Source organism: Brevundimonas diminuta 3F5N, assembly GCF_900163625.1.
In the GTDB taxonomy this organism is placed as follows: Bacteria; Pseudomonadota; Alphaproteobacteria; order Caulobacterales; family Caulobacteraceae; genus Brevundimonas; species Brevundimonas diminuta_A.
This window is the reverse complement of record NZ_FUIE01000045.1, coordinates 39,973-59,649: the sequence shown is the minus strand read 5'-3', so window position 1 is coordinate 59,649 and position 19,677 is coordinate 39,973. Positions and strand designations below refer to the sequence as shown.

21 protein-coding genes are annotated in these 19,677 nt (G+C 64.8%); 10 read left to right on the top strand and 11 right to left on the bottom strand.

What is annotated here, in order from left to right; all coding sequences use genetic code 11:
* The first annotated feature begins 187 nt into the window (after positions 1–187).
* The 5 genes from FM111_RS08790 to FM111_RS08770 all read left to right on the top strand — a co-directional run bounded on the left by FM111_RS08790 (position 188) and on the right by FM111_RS08770 (position 6,102).
* Complete coding sequence (locus FM111_RS08790; protein ID WP_087140586.1) at positions 188–1,012, top strand: hypothetical protein; 825 nt, start codon at positions 188–190, stop codon at positions 1,010–1,012.
* A gap of 294 nt (positions 1,013–1,306) precedes the next feature.
* Positions 1,307–1,831, top strand: coding sequence for a hypothetical protein (locus FM111_RS08785; protein ID WP_087140585.1), 525 nt, complete (start codon positions 1,307–1,309; stop codon positions 1,829–1,831).
* Between the two features lie 9 nt (positions 1,832–1,840).
* Complete coding sequence (locus tag FM111_RS08780; RefSeq protein WP_087140584.1) at positions 1,841–3,376, top strand: hypothetical protein; 1,536 nt, start codon at positions 1,841–1,843, stop codon at positions 3,374–3,376.
* Positions 3,376–5,403, top strand: a complete 2,028-nt coding sequence (locus FM111_RS08775; protein ID WP_087140583.1) for a hypothetical protein — start codon at positions 3,376–3,378, stop codon at positions 5,401–5,403. Before FM111_RS08780 ends, FM111_RS08775 begins: the two co-directional genes overlap by 1 nt.
* Before the next feature lie 24 nt (positions 5,404–5,427).
* Positions 5,428–6,102 (top strand): hypothetical protein, encoded by a 675-nt coding sequence (locus FM111_RS08770; protein WP_143276074.1) that lies wholly within the window; start codon positions 5,428–5,430, stop codon positions 6,100–6,102.
* Positions 6,103–6,369: 267 nt separating this feature from the next.
* Here the strand turns inward: FM111_RS08770 and FM111_RS08765 are convergent, their stop codons facing one another.
* From FM111_RS08765 to FM111_RS08735, 8 genes are all read right to left on the bottom strand, one after another.
* Positions 6,370–7,044: a thermonuclease family protein gene (locus tag FM111_RS08765; RefSeq protein WP_087140607.1), complete on the bottom strand. Its 675-nt coding sequence runs from the start codon at positions 7,042–7,044 to the stop codon at positions 6,370–6,372.
* A 106-nt stretch (positions 7,045–7,150) separates the two neighbouring features.
* Entirely contained in the window at positions 7,151–7,789 is a 639-nt protein-coding gene (locus FM111_RS16195; protein WP_143276073.1) for a hypothetical protein, read from the bottom strand.
* A gap of 69 nt (positions 7,790–7,858) precedes the next feature.
* Complete coding sequence (locus FM111_RS08760) at positions 7,859–9,046, bottom strand: PDDEXK-like family protein (RefSeq protein WP_087140581.1); 1,188 nt, start codon at positions 9,044–9,046, stop codon at positions 7,859–7,861.
* Between the two features lie 122 nt (positions 9,047–9,168).
* Positions 9,169–9,849, bottom strand: a complete 681-nt coding sequence (locus tag FM111_RS08755) for a DUF799 domain-containing protein (RefSeq protein WP_087140580.1) — start codon at positions 9,847–9,849, stop codon at positions 9,169–9,171.
* A complete protein-coding gene (locus FM111_RS08750) occupies positions 9,849–10,214 on the bottom strand; it encodes a DUF4810 domain-containing protein (RefSeq protein ID WP_087140579.1) in 366 nt (121 codons plus the stop codon). Before FM111_RS08750 ends, FM111_RS08755 begins: the two co-directional genes overlap by 1 nt.
* Positions 10,211–10,516, bottom strand: coding sequence for a hypothetical protein (locus FM111_RS08745; RefSeq protein WP_087140578.1), 306 nt, complete (start codon positions 10,514–10,516; stop codon positions 10,211–10,213). The genes FM111_RS08750 and FM111_RS08745 overlap by 4 nt, the downstream gene beginning before the upstream one ends.
* Positions 10,516–11,454 carry a CsgG/HfaB family protein gene (locus FM111_RS08740; RefSeq protein WP_087140577.1) on the bottom strand — a complete coding sequence of 313 codons (939 nt, stop codon included), beginning with the start codon at positions 11,452–11,454 and terminating at the stop codon, positions 10,516–10,518. The genes FM111_RS08745 and FM111_RS08740 overlap by 1 nt, the downstream gene beginning before the upstream one ends.
* 92 nt (positions 11,455–11,546) lie before the next feature.
* The gene (locus FM111_RS08735; RefSeq protein ID WP_087140576.1) at positions 11,547–13,076 is read right to left on the bottom strand and encodes a DUF2779 domain-containing protein; all 1,530 of its coding nucleotides are present in this window, start codon (positions 13,074–13,076) and stop codon (positions 11,547–11,549) included.
* 253 nt (positions 13,077–13,329) lie between these two features.
* On the opposite strand from FM111_RS08735, the gene FM111_RS08730 reads away from it, so the two are divergent.
* Entirely contained in the window at positions 13,330–14,154 is an 825-nt protein-coding gene (locus FM111_RS08730; RefSeq protein ID WP_087140575.1) for a hypothetical protein, read from the top strand.
* Positions 14,155–14,200: 46 nt separating this feature from the next.
* On the opposite strand, the gene FM111_RS08725 is transcribed toward FM111_RS08730, so the two are convergent.
* Positions 14,201–14,662 (bottom strand): hypothetical protein, encoded by a 462-nt coding sequence (locus FM111_RS08725; protein ID WP_143276072.1) that lies wholly within the window; start codon positions 14,660–14,662, stop codon positions 14,201–14,203.
* A gap of 35 nt (positions 14,663–14,697) precedes the next feature.
* Positions 14,698–15,156 (bottom strand): hypothetical protein, encoded by a 459-nt coding sequence (locus FM111_RS08720; RefSeq protein WP_143276071.1) that lies wholly within the window; start codon positions 15,154–15,156, stop codon positions 14,698–14,700.
* Between the two features lie 194 nt (positions 15,157–15,350).
* Between FM111_RS08720 and FM111_RS16370 the strand changes: the two genes are divergently transcribed.
* Both FM111_RS16370 and FM111_RS08715 read left to right on the top strand, forming a co-directional pair.
* Positions 15,351–15,731 (top strand): hypothetical protein, encoded by a 381-nt coding sequence (locus FM111_RS16370; RefSeq protein WP_179205063.1) that lies wholly within the window; start codon positions 15,351–15,353, stop codon positions 15,729–15,731.
* Positions 15,728–16,636 (top strand): TerB family tellurite resistance protein, encoded by a 909-nt coding sequence (locus tag FM111_RS08715; protein ID WP_179205062.1) that lies wholly within the window; start codon positions 15,728–15,730, stop codon positions 16,634–16,636. Before FM111_RS16370 ends, FM111_RS08715 begins: the two co-directional genes overlap by 4 nt.
* An 18-nt stretch (positions 16,637–16,654) precedes the next feature.
* On the opposite strand, the gene FM111_RS08710 is transcribed toward FM111_RS08715, so the two are convergent.
* Positions 16,655–16,849, bottom strand: coding sequence for a hypothetical protein (locus FM111_RS08710; protein WP_087140571.1), 195 nt, complete (start codon positions 16,847–16,849; stop codon positions 16,655–16,657).
* Between the two features lie 457 nt (positions 16,850–17,306).
* On the opposite strand from FM111_RS08710, the gene FM111_RS08705 reads away from it, so the two are divergent.
* The gene (locus FM111_RS08705) at positions 17,307–18,728 is read left to right on the top strand and encodes a hypothetical protein (protein ID WP_087140570.1); all 1,422 of its coding nucleotides are present in this window, start codon (positions 17,307–17,309) and stop codon (positions 18,726–18,728) included.
* 151 nt (positions 18,729–18,879) lie between these two features.
* Positions 18,880–19,647, top strand: coding sequence for a hypothetical protein (locus tag FM111_RS08700; protein ID WP_179205061.1), 768 nt, complete (start codon positions 18,880–18,882; stop codon positions 19,645–19,647).
* Positions 19,648–19,677 lie beyond the last annotated feature (30 nt).

Genomic DNA, 19,677 nt, shown 5'->3' with positions numbered 1-19,677 from the left:
AGTCGCCACGAAGGACGAGCGCCTCCCCTCCCTATCTTCGCGCCTCTATGCGCGCCCCGCCATGCTCAGCCTCATAGCTCAAGAGAGAACGCCGTCTTGCGTTCGACCGCCGCCTGCGCAACCCTAGGGCGAGGCGACCAAAGGGGGGGCGGCGGTGCGCAAGCCTGGGATTTCTCGAGCCGCGGCCATGGCCTCGCTCACGCTTTTGGCGGCGTGCGAACCTGCGGCCAAAGCCACGACCGCCGCGCCGCCCGCCGGCGATTCCACGCCCCGCTTTGTCGCGATGTGGGCGCAAAGCCGGGCAGACTGCGGCGCCGGCTTTGACAGCCTGCTTCTTGCGGAAGACGGATCAGCCGTCGGTTGGGAAATGGCCGGGACATGGCGCGCCACTGGCGATGGCCAGGCCCAGGTTCATTTCACCTCTTCCGGGATGGAAGAGGACGCCAAGACCATCGATGATCGTTTGCAGGCCCGCCTCTCCAAGGACGGCGAGGCGATGAGCCTGGGCGATCTCAATCTGGTTCGATGCCCCCTTGATCCCAATGTCGATCTTGCGGGCGAAGCCGCCGAACTCCTGCACCAGGAGCCGTCGCCCGCTCCCGACACGATCAAGCCGCAAGTCAGAACCGTCGCCTTTCGCGACCTGTCGCCCGATGAATCGCGCGAAATCATCGCCGGTCTGGGTGAATGCGCGGTCGACGTCACAGCGGACATGACGATGCAGTCCCTGGACATCAATCGAGACACGCGTCCGGATTGGCTGATCGGCGTCGGCCGCACCACGATGTCGCCGTGCGCCGGCAACGCCAACTATTCCAAGCTGCTTGTGTCGCGAAGCGACGGAAGCTTCGAAGGCCAGTTGCTGAACTACGCCCGCCTTGTCGATGCCCAGACCATTCAGGCCCAGACCTTCACCGGCGAATGCGACGACCCGCAGAGCCAAAGACGGGTCCAATGGTCGCAGGGGCGTCTTACGCCTTCATCGGGCTGTTTGCCGCCGCAGTATGACTAGAGACGCGAGCGCCCGGGCCGCCTGCCGACCCTGGCTCTCTGCCTGGCGCCGACAGCCTGGACTCGAACGATGAAGTCGGCCCGCCGATAGGCCCTATCTCGCGCCGCCTCAGCCCTCGTCTGCGCCTGTGCGGCACGATCCCGGCAGCCGATCACGACCACGCCTCAAGGCTCCTAGTGCCCTGTGGATCACATCAAAAGAACATTGGTCTTCATCGTAACGTCAAGCTAAGACCTTACCGTCAAGCTTGTCTCAAGAAGACGCCTCAAATGATATAAAGGCCTGGTTTTCAACATGAAATCTCGTTTCAACCTCTACGCTGGCCTCTGCGCTGCGGCCCTGGCCGCGTCCTTGACCGCAGCCTGCGAAAAGGTCGAAACGCCGCCCGTTGCGGAGGCCGCCGAGGCGACGCCCGACGCCCTGCTCGGCGCCGTCGAGAACAGCCTCGCCAGCATGAACTATGGCGAAGCCGCCCGTCTGGCGGCCGAGGCCCAGGCCCGCTTCCCCGGCGATCACCGCCTGCACGCCGCCGCCGCCCGCGCCCAGGCCCGTCTGGGCGACGCCGAAGCCTCGGCCGCGGCCCTGCAGCGCGCCGTCGCCGCCGGCCTCCCTAACGCCGCCGACGTTCTGGCGGAACCGGCCTTCGACGCCGTGCGCGATCACCGCGCCTTTGCCTCCTATCGCACCCGCCTCGCCGCCAAACCGACGCCGAACCGGCAGCCTACGAGCCACATCCGCGCCGGCGACGTCGAGATCATCGAAAGCGCCGATGGCGACGTCATCCGCGCCGGCGACGTCGTACTCGACACCCGTCACTAAGAGCTTCCCATGACCTTCAAGTCTTCCTGCGTCGCCGCTGTCGCCATGGCGGCGATCAGTTCCGTCGCCTTCGCCCAATCGAGCAATGTCGTCTCCGGCAGCGGCTCCGCTCCCGTCACCCGCGATGCGAATGCGGTGCGCGCCCAGGCCGAGGCCCTGGCCAAGGCCGATCTGGTCCGCGCCTTCGCCCGTCAGGTCATCGGCGCTGAACGCATGGGCGAACTAACCCCGGAAATCGTCGACCAGTTGGCCGTCCAGATCCGCAACGACATGATCGTGGATCGCTCCTCCGAACGGGTCGGAAACGCCTTCAACGTCACCCTGTCGGCCAGCATCGATCGTCAGTGGTTCCAAAGCGCTCTGGATGACCTGGGCGTCGCTTCCTCCTCGCGCCGCGGCGGCGGGCAACAGCAGCGCATCGTCGTCATGATCGACGAAGCCATCGGCGTCGCGCCCGACTTCAGCCAACCGGCCGAGATCGTCACCGAATATGACCGCGACAGCGGCTCCTCCTACAGCGACAAATCGGCTTTGGCCTACAGCAACCGCGAACGCTCGGGCTCCTCGTCCTCCTCCGCCTCGGGCCAGTCCTCGCAAGGCCGCTACGCCGGCGCCGCAAGCGGTCGGGGCGGCTCGGTCGCCGTCAGCGGATCGGCCAGAAGCTCCAGCGCCCAGCGCTCGCGTTCGTCGTCCGCATCCTCCAGCGACACCTCGCTGATCGACCGCACCAACATCGAGGCCAGCACCCACGACGACGTCCGCTTCCGCCAACGGATCACCTTCCAGTCCGCCGCTGACAGCGCCACGGGCCGCGCGGCCGTGTCGGCCCTGACGGAAGGCCTGGTCAATTATGACATCGGGACCTCCAGCGTCACGCCGCTGATGGCGGCTTTCCAGCCCGGACCGACGCCTCTGTTCACCGAGCTTCAAGCCAGCGGCAAGCTGAACGCCTTCTTCCAATATGCTCAGAGCCAGTCAGCGCCCTTCTTCATGTCGGGGGCCCTGGAGATCAATCACGGCGGCCGCCACCCCGCCACCGGCGAGGTGGAATGCACCGGCGCCTTCAACGCCGACGCCTATAGCACCGCCACCGGCCAGAACGTCGGCTCCGCCTTCCGCGAGGCCACAGGCACCGGCCGCAACAGTTCCGACTGCGAGAACCGCCTGACCACGGTTCTAGCCGGCCAGGTCGCCGCTGCCCTCGGCCCGCAAATCCAGCGCGAATGGCGCAACGTCAGCCGCGCCCAGACCTCGGCCGTCCAATCCGCCTCGGCCCCGGCCGAATACACCCTGACCGTGCGCGGCAATGACCTGAACATGGGGGTTCAAGCCGATCTCCTGGACGCCCTCGGCGCCATCCAAGGCGTGGATCAGCACGCCTTCCTCGGGCAGGACGCCCGCCAGATCAACATCCACGTCAAATACTCCGGGTCCACGCCCCTGCACCTGGCGCTGTTCCAGCGCCTGCGGAGCAACCCCGCCTTCGCCGCCATGCAGTCGCAGACGGCGCCGCAGCAAGTGATCCTCTGCCTGAACGGTTGCTGATGCCTCGCCTCGCCTCCCTGCTGCTGGCCGCGGCGATCGCTGCGCCGACGACCGCGTCGGCTAGCGACGACGGCCTTCGCCTTCACCCGATCCCGGGTCTGTTCGGCCCGGAAGACTCCGCCTGCGGCGCATCCGGCCAAGTCCGCAACCTGATCTCGCCCGCCCTATGCGACAAGCTCGCGCCGATCGAGCGCCGCCAGTATTGGGGCCAACGCTTCGACGCCCTGATCGCCGACCGCTTCGGCCCCGAACAGGTGGCGCGCGACCTCTCGGCGCCGCCGCCTTCGGGGATGACGCGCGAGACCCTGATGTCGCGCACCCTCGTCGCCTCTCTGCATGTGTCGCGCGCCGACCTGTGGACTGTGCCGCGCCCCAGCGTGGTCGAGGCTCACATGCCCATCACGGTCACCCTGTTGATGACCAATGTCCTGACGGGCGAGGTCATGTTCGCTCATTCGGTCTCGACCAATGTGCAGGGACTGATGGATCGCAACCGTTTCCAATCGGAAGCGGCCGCTCAGTTCGACGACCATTTTGACGCCGCCCTGGTGCGTCTGGTCGATGAGGCCAGGGCCCGGTTCCAGCCCAGCGCCGTCACGACCCAGGTCCGCAGCCGCAGCGGCGACCTCTACGTCGTCGATGCGGGCCTGCAAAAAGGCCTGCGCCTTGGCGACCAGATCGGCGCCGACGCCCGGGTGGTTTTCGCTGACGCCCATTACGCCGTGGTCAAACCGGCCCTCGACACGCTCAGCGTCGGGCAATCCTTGTCACGCTTTGTGGCCCAACCCCTCGACGCCCTAAGCCGGCCCTCCCTGCTCGTCGTGGTGGCCGAGACCCCGTCCGACGTGCCGTCCGGCTACGCCGCCGTCATCATGGAAGAGGCCTTGTCCGCCGCGGGCGGCTTCTCCCTGGTTCAGATCAATCCAGCGGCTTCAGCCCTGCGCGCCCCGCTCCTGACGGCGGCCGGCGTTGAAAGCCGCCCGCCCGCCCTGCCCGACTACTTCCTACGCGCCACGGTCGCCCCGCTGGAGCCCGTCCAGGCCGTCACCAATGTGCGCGGCGTCGAGCGCCGGGTGCAGGACGCCCGGGTCTTCCTGGAGGTCATCGACCAAGGCGGCCGCGTGGTCTTCGCCGTCGAAGGCAAGGACCAGCAGGTCGATGAGATCGCCAACGGCATGGCCCCTTCGACCGCTCAGCGCCGCGACGTGGCGGTCCGCAACGCCATGCTGCGCGCCGCCCAAGCGCTCAAGGCCGGCTTCACGCCGGCACGCGTGAGGCTGGCCGTGGCTTCGGCGGACGATGGCGAGGTTTCGATCACCGACCCAACCGGCGCGCTCGGCATGGGACAGAACGCCCATGTGGTGCGCTCTATCGGCCGCGTCTCCGGCGTTCAGGGGGATGTCTGGGTGCCCGTCGCTTCTCTTGAAGTGACCGGTTTCGGAGAAGGAGCCGCCACGGCGCGGCAATCCGGCGTCGAGATCGCCCGGGTCCGTCGAGGCGACCAGGTGGCTCACGATACGGTCGGCTCCCTGTCGGCTTCGCGCTTCCGCTACGCCCCATGCGCCCCGGCGGTCGCCTTCCGCGGCATGGAACAGCCGCTGTTTCGCGCGCTCAGCTTCAACCGCTTCGCCGCCGGCTTCCCGGGCGCGGTTCAGGCTTCCGGTTTCGCTGACGAAGCCGCGCCCCTGGGGCTCGCCTCCATCGCGCCGGATTATCGCGAGGTGAAGGCGCTGACGGCGCGCCCCGCCGATCTGTGCTTCGAAGCCGTCCACAACCTCGCGCACACGGGCCAGAAGCCTTCGGGCCGGAGCTTCGTCCAGAACACCTATGATCTGACGGTAGGCTATGTGCTGAAGCGCAACGACCAAAGGGTCAGCGCCCAGGGCCTGCAACAAACCCTCACCGCCACCGCCGTCCCGGCTGACGCCGACGCTGCGCATCAGAACCAGTCGATCCAGATTGATCTGGCCGACTTCGCCTCGGACCTCGCCCTGCGCGCGGCCAAGGCCCTGAACCCCACCCCTTAACCCACCCTGCTATTGGAGCTTCACATGAAGACTTCTTCCCTTTTGGCTGTCGCCCTGACGGCGGCTCTGGCCACCTCCGGCTATGCTTCTTCCGCACACGCCCAATTGGGCGGCCTGCGCAAACTGGCGCCTGGCGGCGGTCAACCTCAGGCCACGGCCGGCGACCCCGACGCCTTCCTGAGCGAGACGCTCGAGACCACCAAGCTGGTCTGGAGCGCCGCGACGCTTCTGGCGCACGCCGTTGATGAAGACGGCAAGCAGGAGGAGGCCCGGGCCCAACTCGCGGCGATCCAGGGCGCGTCGTCGCTGCGTGAATTGCAGGCTCAGAAGGCCAGCTTCGAGGCCAATGTCGCGACCGTGAACGCCAATGCGCAGGACGCGGCAGCCCTGCAGGCGAAGTACGACAACGCCAGCGCGAACCAGCGCACCCTGATGCTCAACGCCGCCTACAACTTCACCATCGGCATGATGCGCAACGTTGAACTGGGCCAACAGGCGCCGACCCTCATCAGCGGCCTGCAGTCCAACCCCATGCAAGCCACCAAGCTGGGCAGCCTGCGCGCAGCCGCCGGCCTGCTCGGCGATCAAGTCCAGGCCACCCGCTCCATGGTCGGCCCGATGCGCACCCTGCTCAGCCGCGGCGGCGTCGAAGTCCCCGCCAACGCCACGGCGTCGAGCGCCAAGCCCATCGAGCTCTGAGCTCTCCTGAACCAATCCATCGCCTGATCATCCGGCGTGGAATTTTAAAGACACACTCGCTCCGACGCCCCCGGCGTCGGAGCTTCTTTTTGATCCCCCTGGAACGCCGTGCGTTTTCTCACGGCACGGCAGCGCCGTTGAAACGGCGTGGACTATCGAGGCGACACCATCTTTTCTTCGGAGCACCGAGCTTCCGCGCGACGAGCGAAACGCCCTAGCCCAAGGCCGCTTTTCAGACCTCGTCGATAGATCGTTTGTGCGACGCGATCAGGGATTGCCGGGCGGCGCTTCCCACCCCGCGGCCCTCGCCTCCGCCTCAGAGCAGAACCAGCGCTCGCCGGCCGCCTCGACGATACGGGTTTTTGCGTAGGATCTCATGCCCGGCGAATGATAGTAGCGCGCGCCCTTGGCGTTGATATTGCCCTTGATGGCGCAGGCCGACCGGGGCGGCGCCTGCTCCGGTCGTTTGTTCCTTCGCGCCGCTCGCCAATCCCATGCGGGCTCAAACGTCCCGGCATGCATGCCTCTGGCCGCCGCTCGAGCGGACGCCTCCTCTCCGGCATAGGCTCCGCCGCTATGACGCCGATAGTCCAACGCCTGGCCCTGCGACACCAACCAGGCGCCGATGTCCTGGTCGTCAACCGCGCACCTGGCGACGCTGCGTCCGTACTGATCCTTCTCGACCTCGACGCAGACGGCTGGCCTCCGGCCAATCCATTCGCGCAGCGCCTGACTGGCGACCTGACCGCAGCGATAGGCCTGACCGTCGCGTAGGCAGCTCTGGTCCTGTTCCGGCGCATCCACGCCCCAAAGCCTGACTCTAACCCCTTCAACCGTCAGGGTGTCGCCATCGACAACGATTGGCGCACCAGCCCTCGCTTCAACAACTGGACTGGCCCCGCAAGCCCCCAGGGCCAGAGCCGCGATGACAGCCTTCGCCATCGTCGCGCGTCTTTGCTGAAACCTCAGAGGCCGCGCCGCCCAAACCTGCCCCATAATCTCCATCCGATCAGCAGCCAAGAGCCGACGAACCGTCATGAGGACGCCCCTAGCAACCAGTCTTCGGGTAAAGATCGTCGATCTTCACCCACTCGAGGTTGGCGCCCGGCATCTGCAGTTGGGCGAGCGGCGCCCGCACCTCGACCACCAAAGCTATCTTGCTGAAATAGCAGACCTCGCTTCCAGGCTTGAGACCTTCCCTTAGAGCCATGGTTTGCCTTGCACGCTCTTCGGCTCGCCGTTCCGGTTCTTCAAGCTTATCCGACCAGCGCTGACGGTGTTTCTCGCTCCGACCATTCTCCGGAGCAATCCAGAAGACAATGCTTCCAGCCAAGTTCATTCGCGATACCGACAGATCAAACAGAACATGATCGCCCAACCCGCAACTGTACAGCCCATCGCGCACGTACTCGTCTCGCTCATAGGCCTCAGACGTCTCGTTGAGAACTCGATCAAACCGTCCGCCGGCTTTCGAACATTCGTCATTAGCGAACGTCACGATCTCTCCAGCCTGCCGGATCGAATTCCTGCCGTTTAGATGAAGCCAGCCTTGCGGGGCCCAACGAACGTCATGGTCTTCACTAATGAAACGCCCTCTCAACAGATCCACGAAGCCTTCTGCATGGGCGGCAGATCCGAATAGCGACCATACGAGGGCGACAAAAACGGCTCGTCGCAACACAATCATACTTTCTACTCTTTGATTTCTGTTCTGGCGGCGAAAAGAACCGCCGCACGTGTGGACCGTTTCTCGCTGCTAACCGCCCAACGGCGCTGCTCTCGCGACATCAAGCACGCGCTTGCCGGCTGCAACGATCTTGCCAGCCAGACTGCCATCGGCGACGCCCTGCCACGGTTCGCTGGCCGTATCCCAGTTGCATGCGACGGGCAGCATCGGATCATCCGTCGATGTGTAGCGCCACCAAGCCCACTCATCGACTGGCGCATGCCGGCTTCCCTCGCCCACCTGGGCGTCCAGAACTCCTTTAAGCGCCTCCAAGACGGGCTTACGAGATTTCGGCCTGATGAGCCCGTAGGCGAACTCGTTGAAGTTTCCCGCGTCGAACACGACCCGGAAGGCAAGCGGCGCCCATTCGGGGTTCATGATATCGACATGGGAGTTCTTTGCTCGAGACCATTCGCCAGAAACGGTCCAGCCCTCAGGAACGGCATGCGCCACCTGATCTCGCAACTTATCGACCAGAACGCGCTGGGCTTCACGCCAACTGATGGCGATTTTAGCGGCGGCGGCGACACGCTGAGCGTCACAGGTCATCTGTTCAATCAACATCGCCTGCTCAGTCATATCTGTCACACCTTCAAATTGAGTCAGAATAAATCGTTGAAAATCATCGATAAAACTTCGCACGCGCTCCGATTCTGAAAGGCCGCGGCAAGCTGCGAGCCAGGGATGTAGGTCCGCGTAGCTCATGATGATGAGTCGGCCGTCCTCGACGGAGGCCGTTCGCGCCTTAGCTCCGAGGCTATGCTCACCCGGCAGACGCTCGGCGGAGCCCGTAAGATAGATCAACCTGCCGTCGTCATAGCCCCGGAGGTAGGTCAGGTAATGTTGTAACTGACCGTCCTGATCGGACGCGTATGGCTTGTTCTCGATCGCTATCGCCGAGCGGCCGTATTCCACCAAGATGTCGATACGCCTGCGATCGCCGCATTGGGCCTCCAAGAGCACCGAGCCGGACGCGACCGGATCGACCTCGAGATCGGGTGCAACGAGCCGCACGAACTCGTTGAGAAACACCGGGCCTTGGGCGTGAGAGCCCCGCGGATCGAGAAGCCAAGCGAGCATCCGCGACAGCATGAGTTCGTTCTTCTGAATGAAGTCGAACACGCTGAAGTCCGGCGCTAGGCGACGGCTGAAGGCCGCCCTGGCATGGCGAAGCGCAACCAGGCGCGTACTGACTTCTTCAAGAAGCTGGAGCTTCATAGCATCCTCTTCCTACTCGGCCCAGACAGCGCCAAAGGCCAGCCGCCCGGAGCGGCCTCAAGCCATCAAAATCGAGATTGAACCAAGAGGGCCGATCCTCAAGGGATCGGCCCCGTCCTCCCCTAGTTGGGGAAAGACTTTTGGTCAGTCTGGTGTTGAGCCGGCAGATAGGGTCCCGCTGGCAAGCCCTGCCCGACCACATGGGTGGCCAGGAGGTTGGCCTGCTGGGTCAAGGGAATATAATTAGGCTTGGCCTTCTCGATCGCCGAAACAATGGCTTGGACCAGCAGATCAGCGAGCGGATTTCCCGAACTCGAAGCTTGCGGGCTGTAGGACAGGGCCTGGTTGTTCGACCACAGGACCTCTCCGGTACGGCAGCTCTTCAGGGTGTAGGCGAACTCCACATTGGTGGAGGTCGAAATGACGACGTACTGCGACTCCCACTTCTGGATCTCGACGAACATCACCGTGTCGCAACCGAACAGGGCCCCGAACTGAGAGGCGTCCGCCTGGTGCACCAGGCCCGCGTCCGACAGGCCCTCGTCATCCAGCAAACGCTTCACCATATGGGCGGGGAAGACGTAGTAGCCGCGCTCCGCCACCGGGCGGGAAATGGTCGAGACGAAGTAGTCCGCCGCGTCCACATTGACCGTCGAGTTCAGCGCCGGAACAACCAGCACGCTGCGCGGATTGGCGGCCCTGAAGCTCGCATAGCTCTTGGGCGTCGGGGCCGTGACGCAAGCCGTCAGCAGGGCGGCGCCGGTCGCCACGGCGGCGACCGTGATCATCTTGCGAAGTCGCATCAGTTTCGCCCCCCGGCCGCTGCGGTTCCATCGCCGACCTGGGCGATGATCCGGTCCATGAACTGCGCCGATTCAGGGAAGCGCGTGCGCTCCTCCTGAAACAGCTTGACGGCTTCAGCCGTGTCGCCCTCTTCCAGGCGCAGGTGGCCCAACTCAGCCAGAAGCCCGGGCGCTACCGCGTCCCGCGCACGGCCGCGTTCGATCGCCTGCTCCAGGGCCGTCTTGTAGACGTCCCGGCGCTCAGGGTTTTGAGCATAGGCGTAGAGCGCCGGCTCATAGGCGCCCCATTCGAACCGAGTCGTCGGCGCGCACGCCGCCACGGCCATGAGCGCGGCCAGAGCCGCAATGCCTGCAAGCTTCCTCATGGGACTACGACCTCCACCCGGGCGCCGGCCGCCACCATCACGACCTGGGCGTGCAGGCGTCGGCCCGCCTGTTGAATGACGACTTCATGGCGGCCCGGCGTCAGCGCGGCTCCCCCCTTGAGCTCCGCCAGGGATCCGAGATCGCGCCCATCGACCAAGAGGCGTGCATCCTGAGGGGCGTTGGCGACCGTCAGGCTGCCGGCCGCTGCGCCCTGGGCCACCTCGCGTGTAGCGTAGTTCTGCACGCAGCCGCTCAACATCGCCGCGCAGAGCGCGACGATGGCTGCATTCTTCATCATCATTATTTGAACTCCGTGACCCGCAGGCCGGTGATGTTTTGAGGCAGGGCGCCGCTGACCACGCGTGCCGTAGCGCCTTCCGTATCGGGGCTGTCGCCGAAGAATCCGGTCAGTTCGATCTCGGCCACCACGGCGCCCGGCAGGGTGATGGGCAGGCCCGACTGCCCGCTGACCACGATTTCGCCCGGCGTTTCGACGCGGAACCGATCACCCGCACGAAGGCCCTGGCTGGGCCCGCCGCTGACGAAGACCGTGTCGCCCGATACCCGCAGGACGTCGGTAAACCAGGCGCGTTGCTGCAGTTGGTTGATCACATTGGTCATGGTGTCGGCGATCGCCGCGGCGATGGCGCGGTCGTTCAGCGTGGAGTCGTAGCCCGCGCGCGTGCCGAAGCCGGCGACCTCGCCGGTCTCGGTCGTGGCTTCCCCCGACCCGGAGGTGGAGAAGAAGACGCGTCCGGTCCTCACGTCGACCAGTCGGATCTCGACGGTGGCGTTGACCGCCTGGCGTCGCTGTGAGTTCAGGAACCCGTCCTTGCCCTCGTTGCGACGCCCCAGCTGGGTGACCGACCCCAGCAGCAGGGCGTCGACGCCCACCAGGTTCTGCGCGGTCGCGTCGGAGATCACCCGCTCGGCGTTCAAGGCCGTCAGATCGGCCCGCTCGAAGACGAAGAAGTGCTGCGACGCCGTCAAGGCGTTGACCAGCATGTCGCCGGCCTGGGTCGCGATCGGATCCGCTTGGCCCGGTGACTGCAGCAGCCGCCCATAGGGGGTGCTGTTGGTGAAGCGCCCCACGGCGACCCGCCGCTTGAGTCCTGCTCGCTGAACCGTCTCGGCCTGAACGGCGGCCGCATCCGTCGCCCAAACAGGCGTGGCCAGGCCTGCGCCCGTCGCCAAGGCCAGCGCCGCGGATGCGGCGCAAACCTTTTGAAAAATTGTCATTATTGCACCCCGAAATAGCAACGCTCGATGTGCCACAGCGCAGCTGCAAGTGGCAAGTCTGTAAGTATTTCTCCTAGTCCGTCGATCGCGGCCTAGGCCGTCAGCCGCGTCAGCAAGACGATCATCGCCTGGGTGTCGCGCTCACAATAGGCTTCCAAGCCCGCCCTCCACTGCTCCCGGCGCGCCTCGCTGGTCTCGGGCCCGGCCGCCTCGAACCAGGCCTGCTGCGCCGCGCCGCCGTCCTTCACCTCGAGATCGCCATAGGCGAGTTCAGGCGCGACCGTGGGCAACACCGCCTTGATCGACCAACTCCCGCGCTGATCACGGTGATAATAGAAGTTGCGCGTCACCGGCAGGAGATCGACGATCTTGGCTTCGATCTCGAGCAGGGCCTCGGCCAGGTCGGGAAAGACCTCCGCCAGGTCTCGGACGCAGCGTTTCTCGAACGAGGCGTTATAGGCGATGATCGAACCGCAGCGTTCGCCGCTCAGAAGCGCGACCAGAGCCTCGGCGCACGCCCGCCGCGGATCGCCGCCGTCGATGGACAGGAAGCCCGAATGGGCGAGTTCGCCGGCTTCGGACTCGATGTGACACGAAAACTGAAACGGGATCTGCTGGAAGGGCCTGGCGCCGATCCAGCGCGGCACGGCCGGTCCTATGGTCTCGAAGTCGAGATAGGCCCGCGGCCAGGCCCAACCGCGCGTCGCTTCAATCGCACCCTGGCGATCATGATAGACCTCCCCCGTCACCGTGGCCTGACGCACGCGCTCATGCACTGCATTGGTCAAGGCGCCCGACGGCAGGTCTCGAAGATCATACAGGCCCTCCTGGGCCCACTCCGCGGCCGCCGCCCTGCCCGTACGCGGCAAGAGGCTGATCGGCCACTCAGGTCCAGGCGGGTCGTTCCGGGTGCAGTAGCTCGAAAACTCGCAGACGAACGGGCGGCTGCAGTGTTCGCCCGTGCCGACGTCAGGTTCGTCGCCCGCCAGCACGGCCCTCGCTTCAGCGACGATCCTCGAGCGATCAGCGATGCGATCCCCCAGAGCCGCGAGACAATCGGCGTCCCGAAACAGGCCTTCGTATTCGCCCTCGCGTTCCAGCCGGAAGTGGCTGTCGATATGACGGATGCAGGCTGACGACACCGGCGTCCCGGCCTGGGTTACGACCCACACCTGGGTCGCCAAGTCGCCAAGATGATAATCCTTCACCCCCGCCGAACTCTTCACCTCGGCGATGGCCCAACCGTCCGAACCAGGCGACAGCACGTCCACCCGCACCAGCACGCCGTCGTGCTCGAAGGTCGCCTCGAAGATGGGCTCGGACCAACCGCCGTCGATGAGCTCGCGCGTCCGCGCGACAGCGGCGGCCAGGTCAGGCTCGGCCTCGACCATCACCCCTGTCGGCAGCAGGCCGCAGGCGAGTTCGCCGACCTCATGGCCGGTGGCGAAGCGGGCTTCAGCCCCGTCATCGGCGATAGCCAGGTCCGGCCTGTGCCTAGCCAGCCAAAGCTTCCGCGGGCACTGCTCAAAGGCCGCGATCTTTGACTTCGACAGCCCGTAACGCCGGCGCTCGTTCGACTGAACTGCACCACACCCGCCTACAGCATCCGTAACTTGATCCATGCTCCCAGCTTCCCTCCCCCGACCCGGACCAAGTCGCTCAACGATGCTTGAGAGACCCGGCGGCTCAACCAAGCATTCCTAGTCCGACATAACTGCGTCACCTTCGGACGCATGCCGAGCAAGATCCTGAATCAAGCAGCCACCCGGGTGAACCACGCTTGGGAGTTTGCTCCAACCAGCCGGGGATTAACCACGGCCATTGACGCCGCCTTACCGGATGCCGCGCAACCTGCACGAATAACGGAGGGGGCTCATGATTTCGTTCAAGGAACTCGCGATTTATGGTGGAGGCGTTTTTGCCGTGGTCGGCGTGGCGGCCCTGCTAGTCCTGCCGAAACCCGCCGAGCCGTCCCCGGCCGCCACGGCAGCGCCCATCGTTCAACCCATCCACGCTTCAGATGGGGTGCCTGACCTCGTTGAGATCGGAAGCGAACCGCCTGCAGGGGTGGAAGCTGACAGCGCCTATATTCAGCGCCAGATCGAAGCCTTTCTTTCGGCGCGCAACGGATCCCCCCTCACCGTCATCGACGCCGTCGATACGTCTGGGAGCCAGCGAACCGAGTACTGCGGCACGGCGCAACCAAAGACTGGAGGCCCCGCTCGTTCCTTCTCAATCGTGGTTTGGTCAAACGCTCCAATTGAGCATACAATTTCTAACGGTCCTGCCGACTGCGCCGAAGGTCTCACGCTGGTGCGGAATGGTCAGGCGGTGCCTTGGGAAATCGCGCGCACGGAACGGGACACTCGCCTTCCTGCCAGCCACGAAGCCCAGCCCCTCTCGAATATGGCGGCGCCCGCCTCCGCCTCTGATCCGATGTATGATCACATTGATCGTGTCAGCACCTACGCCGTGCTGATTGGCCGAGGCGCGGCTTGCGGCGTCGATGTCTCTGAGCCCGCACGACGCGTCGGCGTTTGGCTCGACCGCGTGGCGCCCCCCGGTTCCGCTGCGCAGCGGACGCTGCTGCCGATGTTGACGCAACAGGGCCAATACCATGCTCAACAACAAGCGTCGGGCCGATCGCCCGACGACTGCGCAACGGTCGCTCGAGCGATCGCACGCTTCCAGTGGCCATAGAGCAATACGACGTGAACCAGATTCGCGCCGAGTTCGCCGAAACTCCCTAGCGGATCTCCCAAAAGGCTGCCGTCTTGGCCACGGACCCGACCGGCATCTTCTTCTGCGAAGCGATCCTGTAGCCCTTGCCGAGCATGAGTTCGCCGACGATCGATCCCGCCGTAACCGTCATCTGGCTGAATGAACCATAGCGCGTCTTCATCCGCGCGACGATCATCGGCTCGACGCCAGCCAGGGCGGGCAGACCGTCAGCGGTCGCCCTGAGGCAGGCGGCGACGCCCTCCGGCGATTCAATGACGTCGCGCATTTCCAGAACACGCGGATCAGACATGCTGATCCCGCCCGTCGGCGCATAGTCCAAGCCCGAATCCTCTATGAATCGGGCCAGTTCTTGAGCGTCAAAGGCGTCCTTCGCCTTGGCGTTCAGCCACACATTAAAGCGCTCCTCGGCGGTCTTGGCCGCCAAGCGCTCATAGGTCCATCCGCCCGCGAGCATTCGCTCCCCCATCACCGACTTCCCTTCCACGTCTTCAACCTCGCCCTTTAACCGACCAAGACGTCAACCTCGGTCGTCGACGCCCATGCGATTTCGGCGGCTGTCAGCCGGGCGAATATGTCGTCGCCGAAAACCCACCCCGCCGGCATGCGCTGACGCAAGCCGAGTTGGTCCTTTCGATCGAGCCGTGAACATTCCTCGTCGGAGATCATGACGATCTTGACGTGATCACGGATGAAGCCGGCGATCTGAGCATCTGTCGCGCCGCGCTCCAACATGTCGTGAACCGCCTTGATCACAATCAGCCTGGGAATGACGTGCTCGCGCCGCCCCCGCTCGCTGAAGGCGAGCGAACGACCAACGACCGTGAACTCATCAGGAAGAAGCAACCCCTCGATTAAACGCGTGTCCGAACTCCCCTTCTCCTCCCAGAGCCCGCGGATGTTCATCGCGGCGCGAAGGCAGGCCCGCTCATAGCGCTCTTCGAACGTATAGGTTCGCCTCACATCCTCCCCCGTACAGAACTCTCATCCATGACATGCCTCTCTTTTCGCCCAGCGGACCTGACGCCGTCATGCCGATTGATCCAGGTTGTGCATGGCTCAACCGCACAGTAGCGCTTGGAAGTCGGACAAGGCTAAACTCGCTGAGCGCCGATATCCAGGAACTCGCCATGCTACCCCCGCAAGACCCGACACCCTTGGTCGACAAGGCCGTCCTAAGGCGGCGCATCGAGCGTCTGGATGCGCCTGCCGACATCAAGGTTCTGCTAGAGAAACTGCTCGAGGCGACCCTGGTCGTCGGCGACAAGATCATCCAGGTGGGGTCAAAAATCCTGGAGGTCGTCTTCGACTTCGCGAAAGCCTACCCCAGCATAGCCCTTGGCGTGGCGGCGGCCCTCGTCATGTCATTCCTCGTCCACTCCATTCCCGGCCTCGGGCCTATTCTGTCGCCCTTCCTGACGCCCATCCTTCTCATCCTCGGCATCGGCCTCGGCGCCCTCAACGAGATGATGGATGTTTCCATGAAGGTGAAGATGGCGGGCGTGGAAGCCCAGTTTCGCAGCTTCGGCATGCGATGAGCGACAGGCTGGACGACAAGACCAAGGATCGCGACGAACTCGCGCGCCTCGCCGAAGTGGACGGCGTCATCGCGGATCCTCTCAAGTTCAAACGCAGGCTGCGGATTGGCGAAGACGCCTATGCCGTGTTGCGCCTGAAGAATGGCCTTCAATCGCTTTGGGACACGGGCGGGGTCGCGGCCACCGGCGCGACGGTGGCCGCCTCAAAGGTCGTGGCGACGACCTTTTTCGCTTCGACCGCCTCGGGCGGCGTCTTGTCGGCGCTCGGCATCGGAGCCGCAGCAGCCACGCCGGTGGGGTGGGTGCTTGCCGCCGCGGCGGCCTCCGGAGGCGTCTACTACGGCGTCAACCGCCTGGTTCGGCGCCAGCAGGCGGCGTTTGTCGACACCATTCCTCGTTTCATCAACACCCCCATCGACCTCCTCGGCATGCAGCTACTCGACCTCCTCGGCGCGCTGGCGCTGCGGGTGGCGAGGATCGACGGCGCTGTTGCGGCGGAGGAACGTGCAACGATCCAGCGTCACTTCACCGAGGAATGGGGCTACAGCCACGACTATGTCGCCGCGGCTCTCGACATCCTCGAAGCCGCCTCCGACCAGACGCGCGTCAAGGCCGTCGCCACGGCCCTTGCCCAGTTCCAGGCCGCCAGCCCGGATTGCAATGCCGAAGCCATGCAAGCCGAACTTCTGATCTTCCTTCGCGAAGTGATGGAGGCCGACGGCGTGCTTGATGAACGCGAAGAACTCGCGATCGACGCCGTCGCCGACGTCTTTCAAAAGGAAAGAGCGCTCACCCTGGCCAAGGTCGGCCGAACGTTTTCGGGCCTTGGAGAAAAGACCGGATCGGCCGTCAGCAGCCTGCGCAAACGCTTTGGCGGACAATCGACGGACGAGGTCGACGCCTAGCCCCAGGCGGGCTCACGATCAGTCCGCCGGATCCTTGCTGACCTTGGCCACGAACCGCCAGCCCCTCCAGATCGCCACCTCCCTTGTCGCCGGACAGTCGCGCAAGGCCGCTGTCGCGCGCGCAATGGCGATCTCGTCGGAAGGCAGGGTCGCCGGGCTGAAAGCGCGCCCGCTCGCCGACACGGGCAGGGTGTAGAAGGTGTATCCGTCCATCCGCCGTCCTGGTCGAGCCTGACGAAGAAAGAACAGCCCGGCAGGGAACTGGCCGTACGGGGGGCGTGGGCGCGGTCCGCTCGCCGGGCTGCTTGCTGATCCATGAGAGAACCAGCCCCCGCATAGGGACACAATCCTGCGGCCTGGGCGAGACTTAAAAACCAAGGTTCCTCAAAGCCTCCCATTCCCTCGCATGGGGCGCTCGACCGATACCGACGGTCAAAGCCCCATCAAATCTCCTCTTATCCCTCACCACCAGCGATGGCGCCTCACCCGCACAGCGTCCAAACGTCCATTCAACCCTTTGTTTTATATGGATTACGCTAACCAGGAATGGCGCGAAGCACAAAATATCCAAACCAAGGAAAGCGATATTCCTTATTGAAAGAAAAATGGACAATCGACATAAGAGTCCACATCAGGGAGCGCATCTCTCCCACAAGTTTTGAGTTTGGACATGATCGACCACAACATCTTCGACGCCTGGGTGGAACAGCACGACGTGAGCGACCACACTCACGAACTGCTGGACGCCCTGGCCAGCCAGTATGAGGCCATGTCGTCCCTGCTGACGGCCGATGCCGCGGCGCATGTCTGCGAAGCTCTGCGCGAACTGGATTCCTGCGCCTGGGAACAGGCCTATGGAACCGGCGCAGAGCGCCTCGAACAAACCCAGGGCCAAGCCCCTCTTGTCTTCTTCAGGAACAGCCTCAGCCAGATCGACAACCTGCACTTCGAACTGGGCGCCTTCGCCCACCTCCTCTACTGCTATGCGTCGAGCGGGATGGTGGAGCCCTCAAGCCCTGACACCTCCGCCGAGACGATGAAGGTCTGGATCGAGGGATGGCTGAAACGCGCCAATCAGATCGACAAGGGCGTCTCTCCCACGGTTCACCCTCTCGACTTCTTCCGCCTCATCACCAAGAGCGCCAATGCGCGCTGGGCGCTCGACAACAATCGCCCCATCACCGGCGATCAGCTCGCCGCCCTGTCCGCCCTTGCCAAGACCCCCGGCTCGGCCTCGACCGGGACCTATGAGCGGGTCCGCAAGACGGTACAGAACCTGATTGCGGAAGCGCTCGGCAAGTCAGGCGGCAAGTCCCTCGAGGTCGGACCCGATCGGCTGATTTCGGCAACCTCTGCCATCGCCTGGCTGCACGAGCAGGCCCCCGACTATTTCCCGTCGATGTGGGCCCTGCCCGAGCCCGTCGGAGAAGCCGGCCTCGAGGACGAGATCGAGGATTTCGTTCTCGTGCCCGTCGCCGCAGCCAGCCTGCATGCCGAACGCAAGCCCTTCAGCCCCGACGTCCGGTTTGAGGACGGCTATTTGATCGGCGCCCGTTCCGAATCCGTCAGCGACTACTGGGAGGCGTTGAAGCGACTGGGCCAGATGCGCACGCCCCGCTTCCGGCACCCGCGGGCCCACGCCGCCCTGGGCCCCCTGGCGTGCGAGGACGCCTGGGTTCGCATTCCCCGCAGCGAGATCGAGGCCCAACTCGCCAGAGCCCTGGAGCCGTCCGACCTGAGCGTCGAGGGCCCCACGGCGGACGTGGTCAACCTTATCGAAGGCGACGCCCGCTTTCGACCCCTTGCGATCGGCCACAGCCGCAAGCTCTTCCGCTTCCATAACCTGAGGACCGGCAAGGCGATCGCGGTCGAGTCCAGGAAGGGTCCGCCCGTCATCTATGTGGCGCGCCAGGACGGCGAGACCTCGCCCAGCCTGGTGGCCCGCGCTCGTCTCGTGGACAGCGCGCCTTCCGGCCGAAACAGCAACCTGAACTCCATCCCCTCCTTCAAGAACGAAGAACTGCTGGCGTTTCGACCAGCGAGCCTTGGCGAACTTCAAGACGTCCTGGATCACCTGACCACGGCCTCCTGACACCCGCCAGAGCCCTTTGAGCCTCGTTGCGCCGCTCGAACACCGGGCGACGAGGCTCCCACCCTGCCCTGCATTTCCCCAACTGGCTGTCGCTACGCTTCGTTCGACGCCCGCTCCGCCTTGCGCCGACACCCACCCGGAGACCCTTTTCGTGCAGACCCTTATCGACGCCGCTCGCGCCATCGACCTGACCGCCTATCGCCAGGGAGGGCCCCCTCCCGACCTGACCATCAGCAACCACGACGCCTTCTCCATCACCTATGCGCCGTTCGACTTCATCAATCGCTCCGCGGAACTGGTTCTGGTCGGCCTGACCCCGGGACGCACCCAGGCGGCCAATGCGATCGAAGCGCTTCAAAAGGCCCTGGCGTCCGGCAAGAGCCAGGACGAGGCCCTCAAGATCGCCAAATCAACGGCGAGCTTCAGCGGCGCGATGAGAAACGCCCTCGTGGCCATGCTCGACGCCGTGGGCGTTCCTCAAAAATTCGGACGCAGATCGGCCCAGGATTTCTTCATCGCCGACAGCGATCTCGTCCACTTCACCTCGGCCCTGCGCTATCCCGTCTACCTGGCCAATGGCGACAACTACTCCGGCGCGCCTAGCCCCCTCGCCCAACCGGCGCTTCGATCCCTGATCGAAACCCATCTGGCTGAAGAAGCGGCGGCCCTGCCCAAGGCGATCTGGGTTCCCCTGGGCGGTCACGCCGAAGCTAGCCTTCAACACCTCGCAGCGCGCGGCGCCCTGGACAGCCGACGGGTTCTGAGCGGCCTGCCCCATCCCAGCGGCGCCAACGCCGAGCGCATCGCTTACTTCCTTGGCCGTAAATCCCGCGACCAACTCTCGGTGAAGACCAACGCCGACAAGATCGACGCGGCGCGAACGACGCTTCTGCGCCAGGTCGCCGCACTGGACGCCTGATCCAGAAGCCCGCCCCACCTGGTCAGGTTT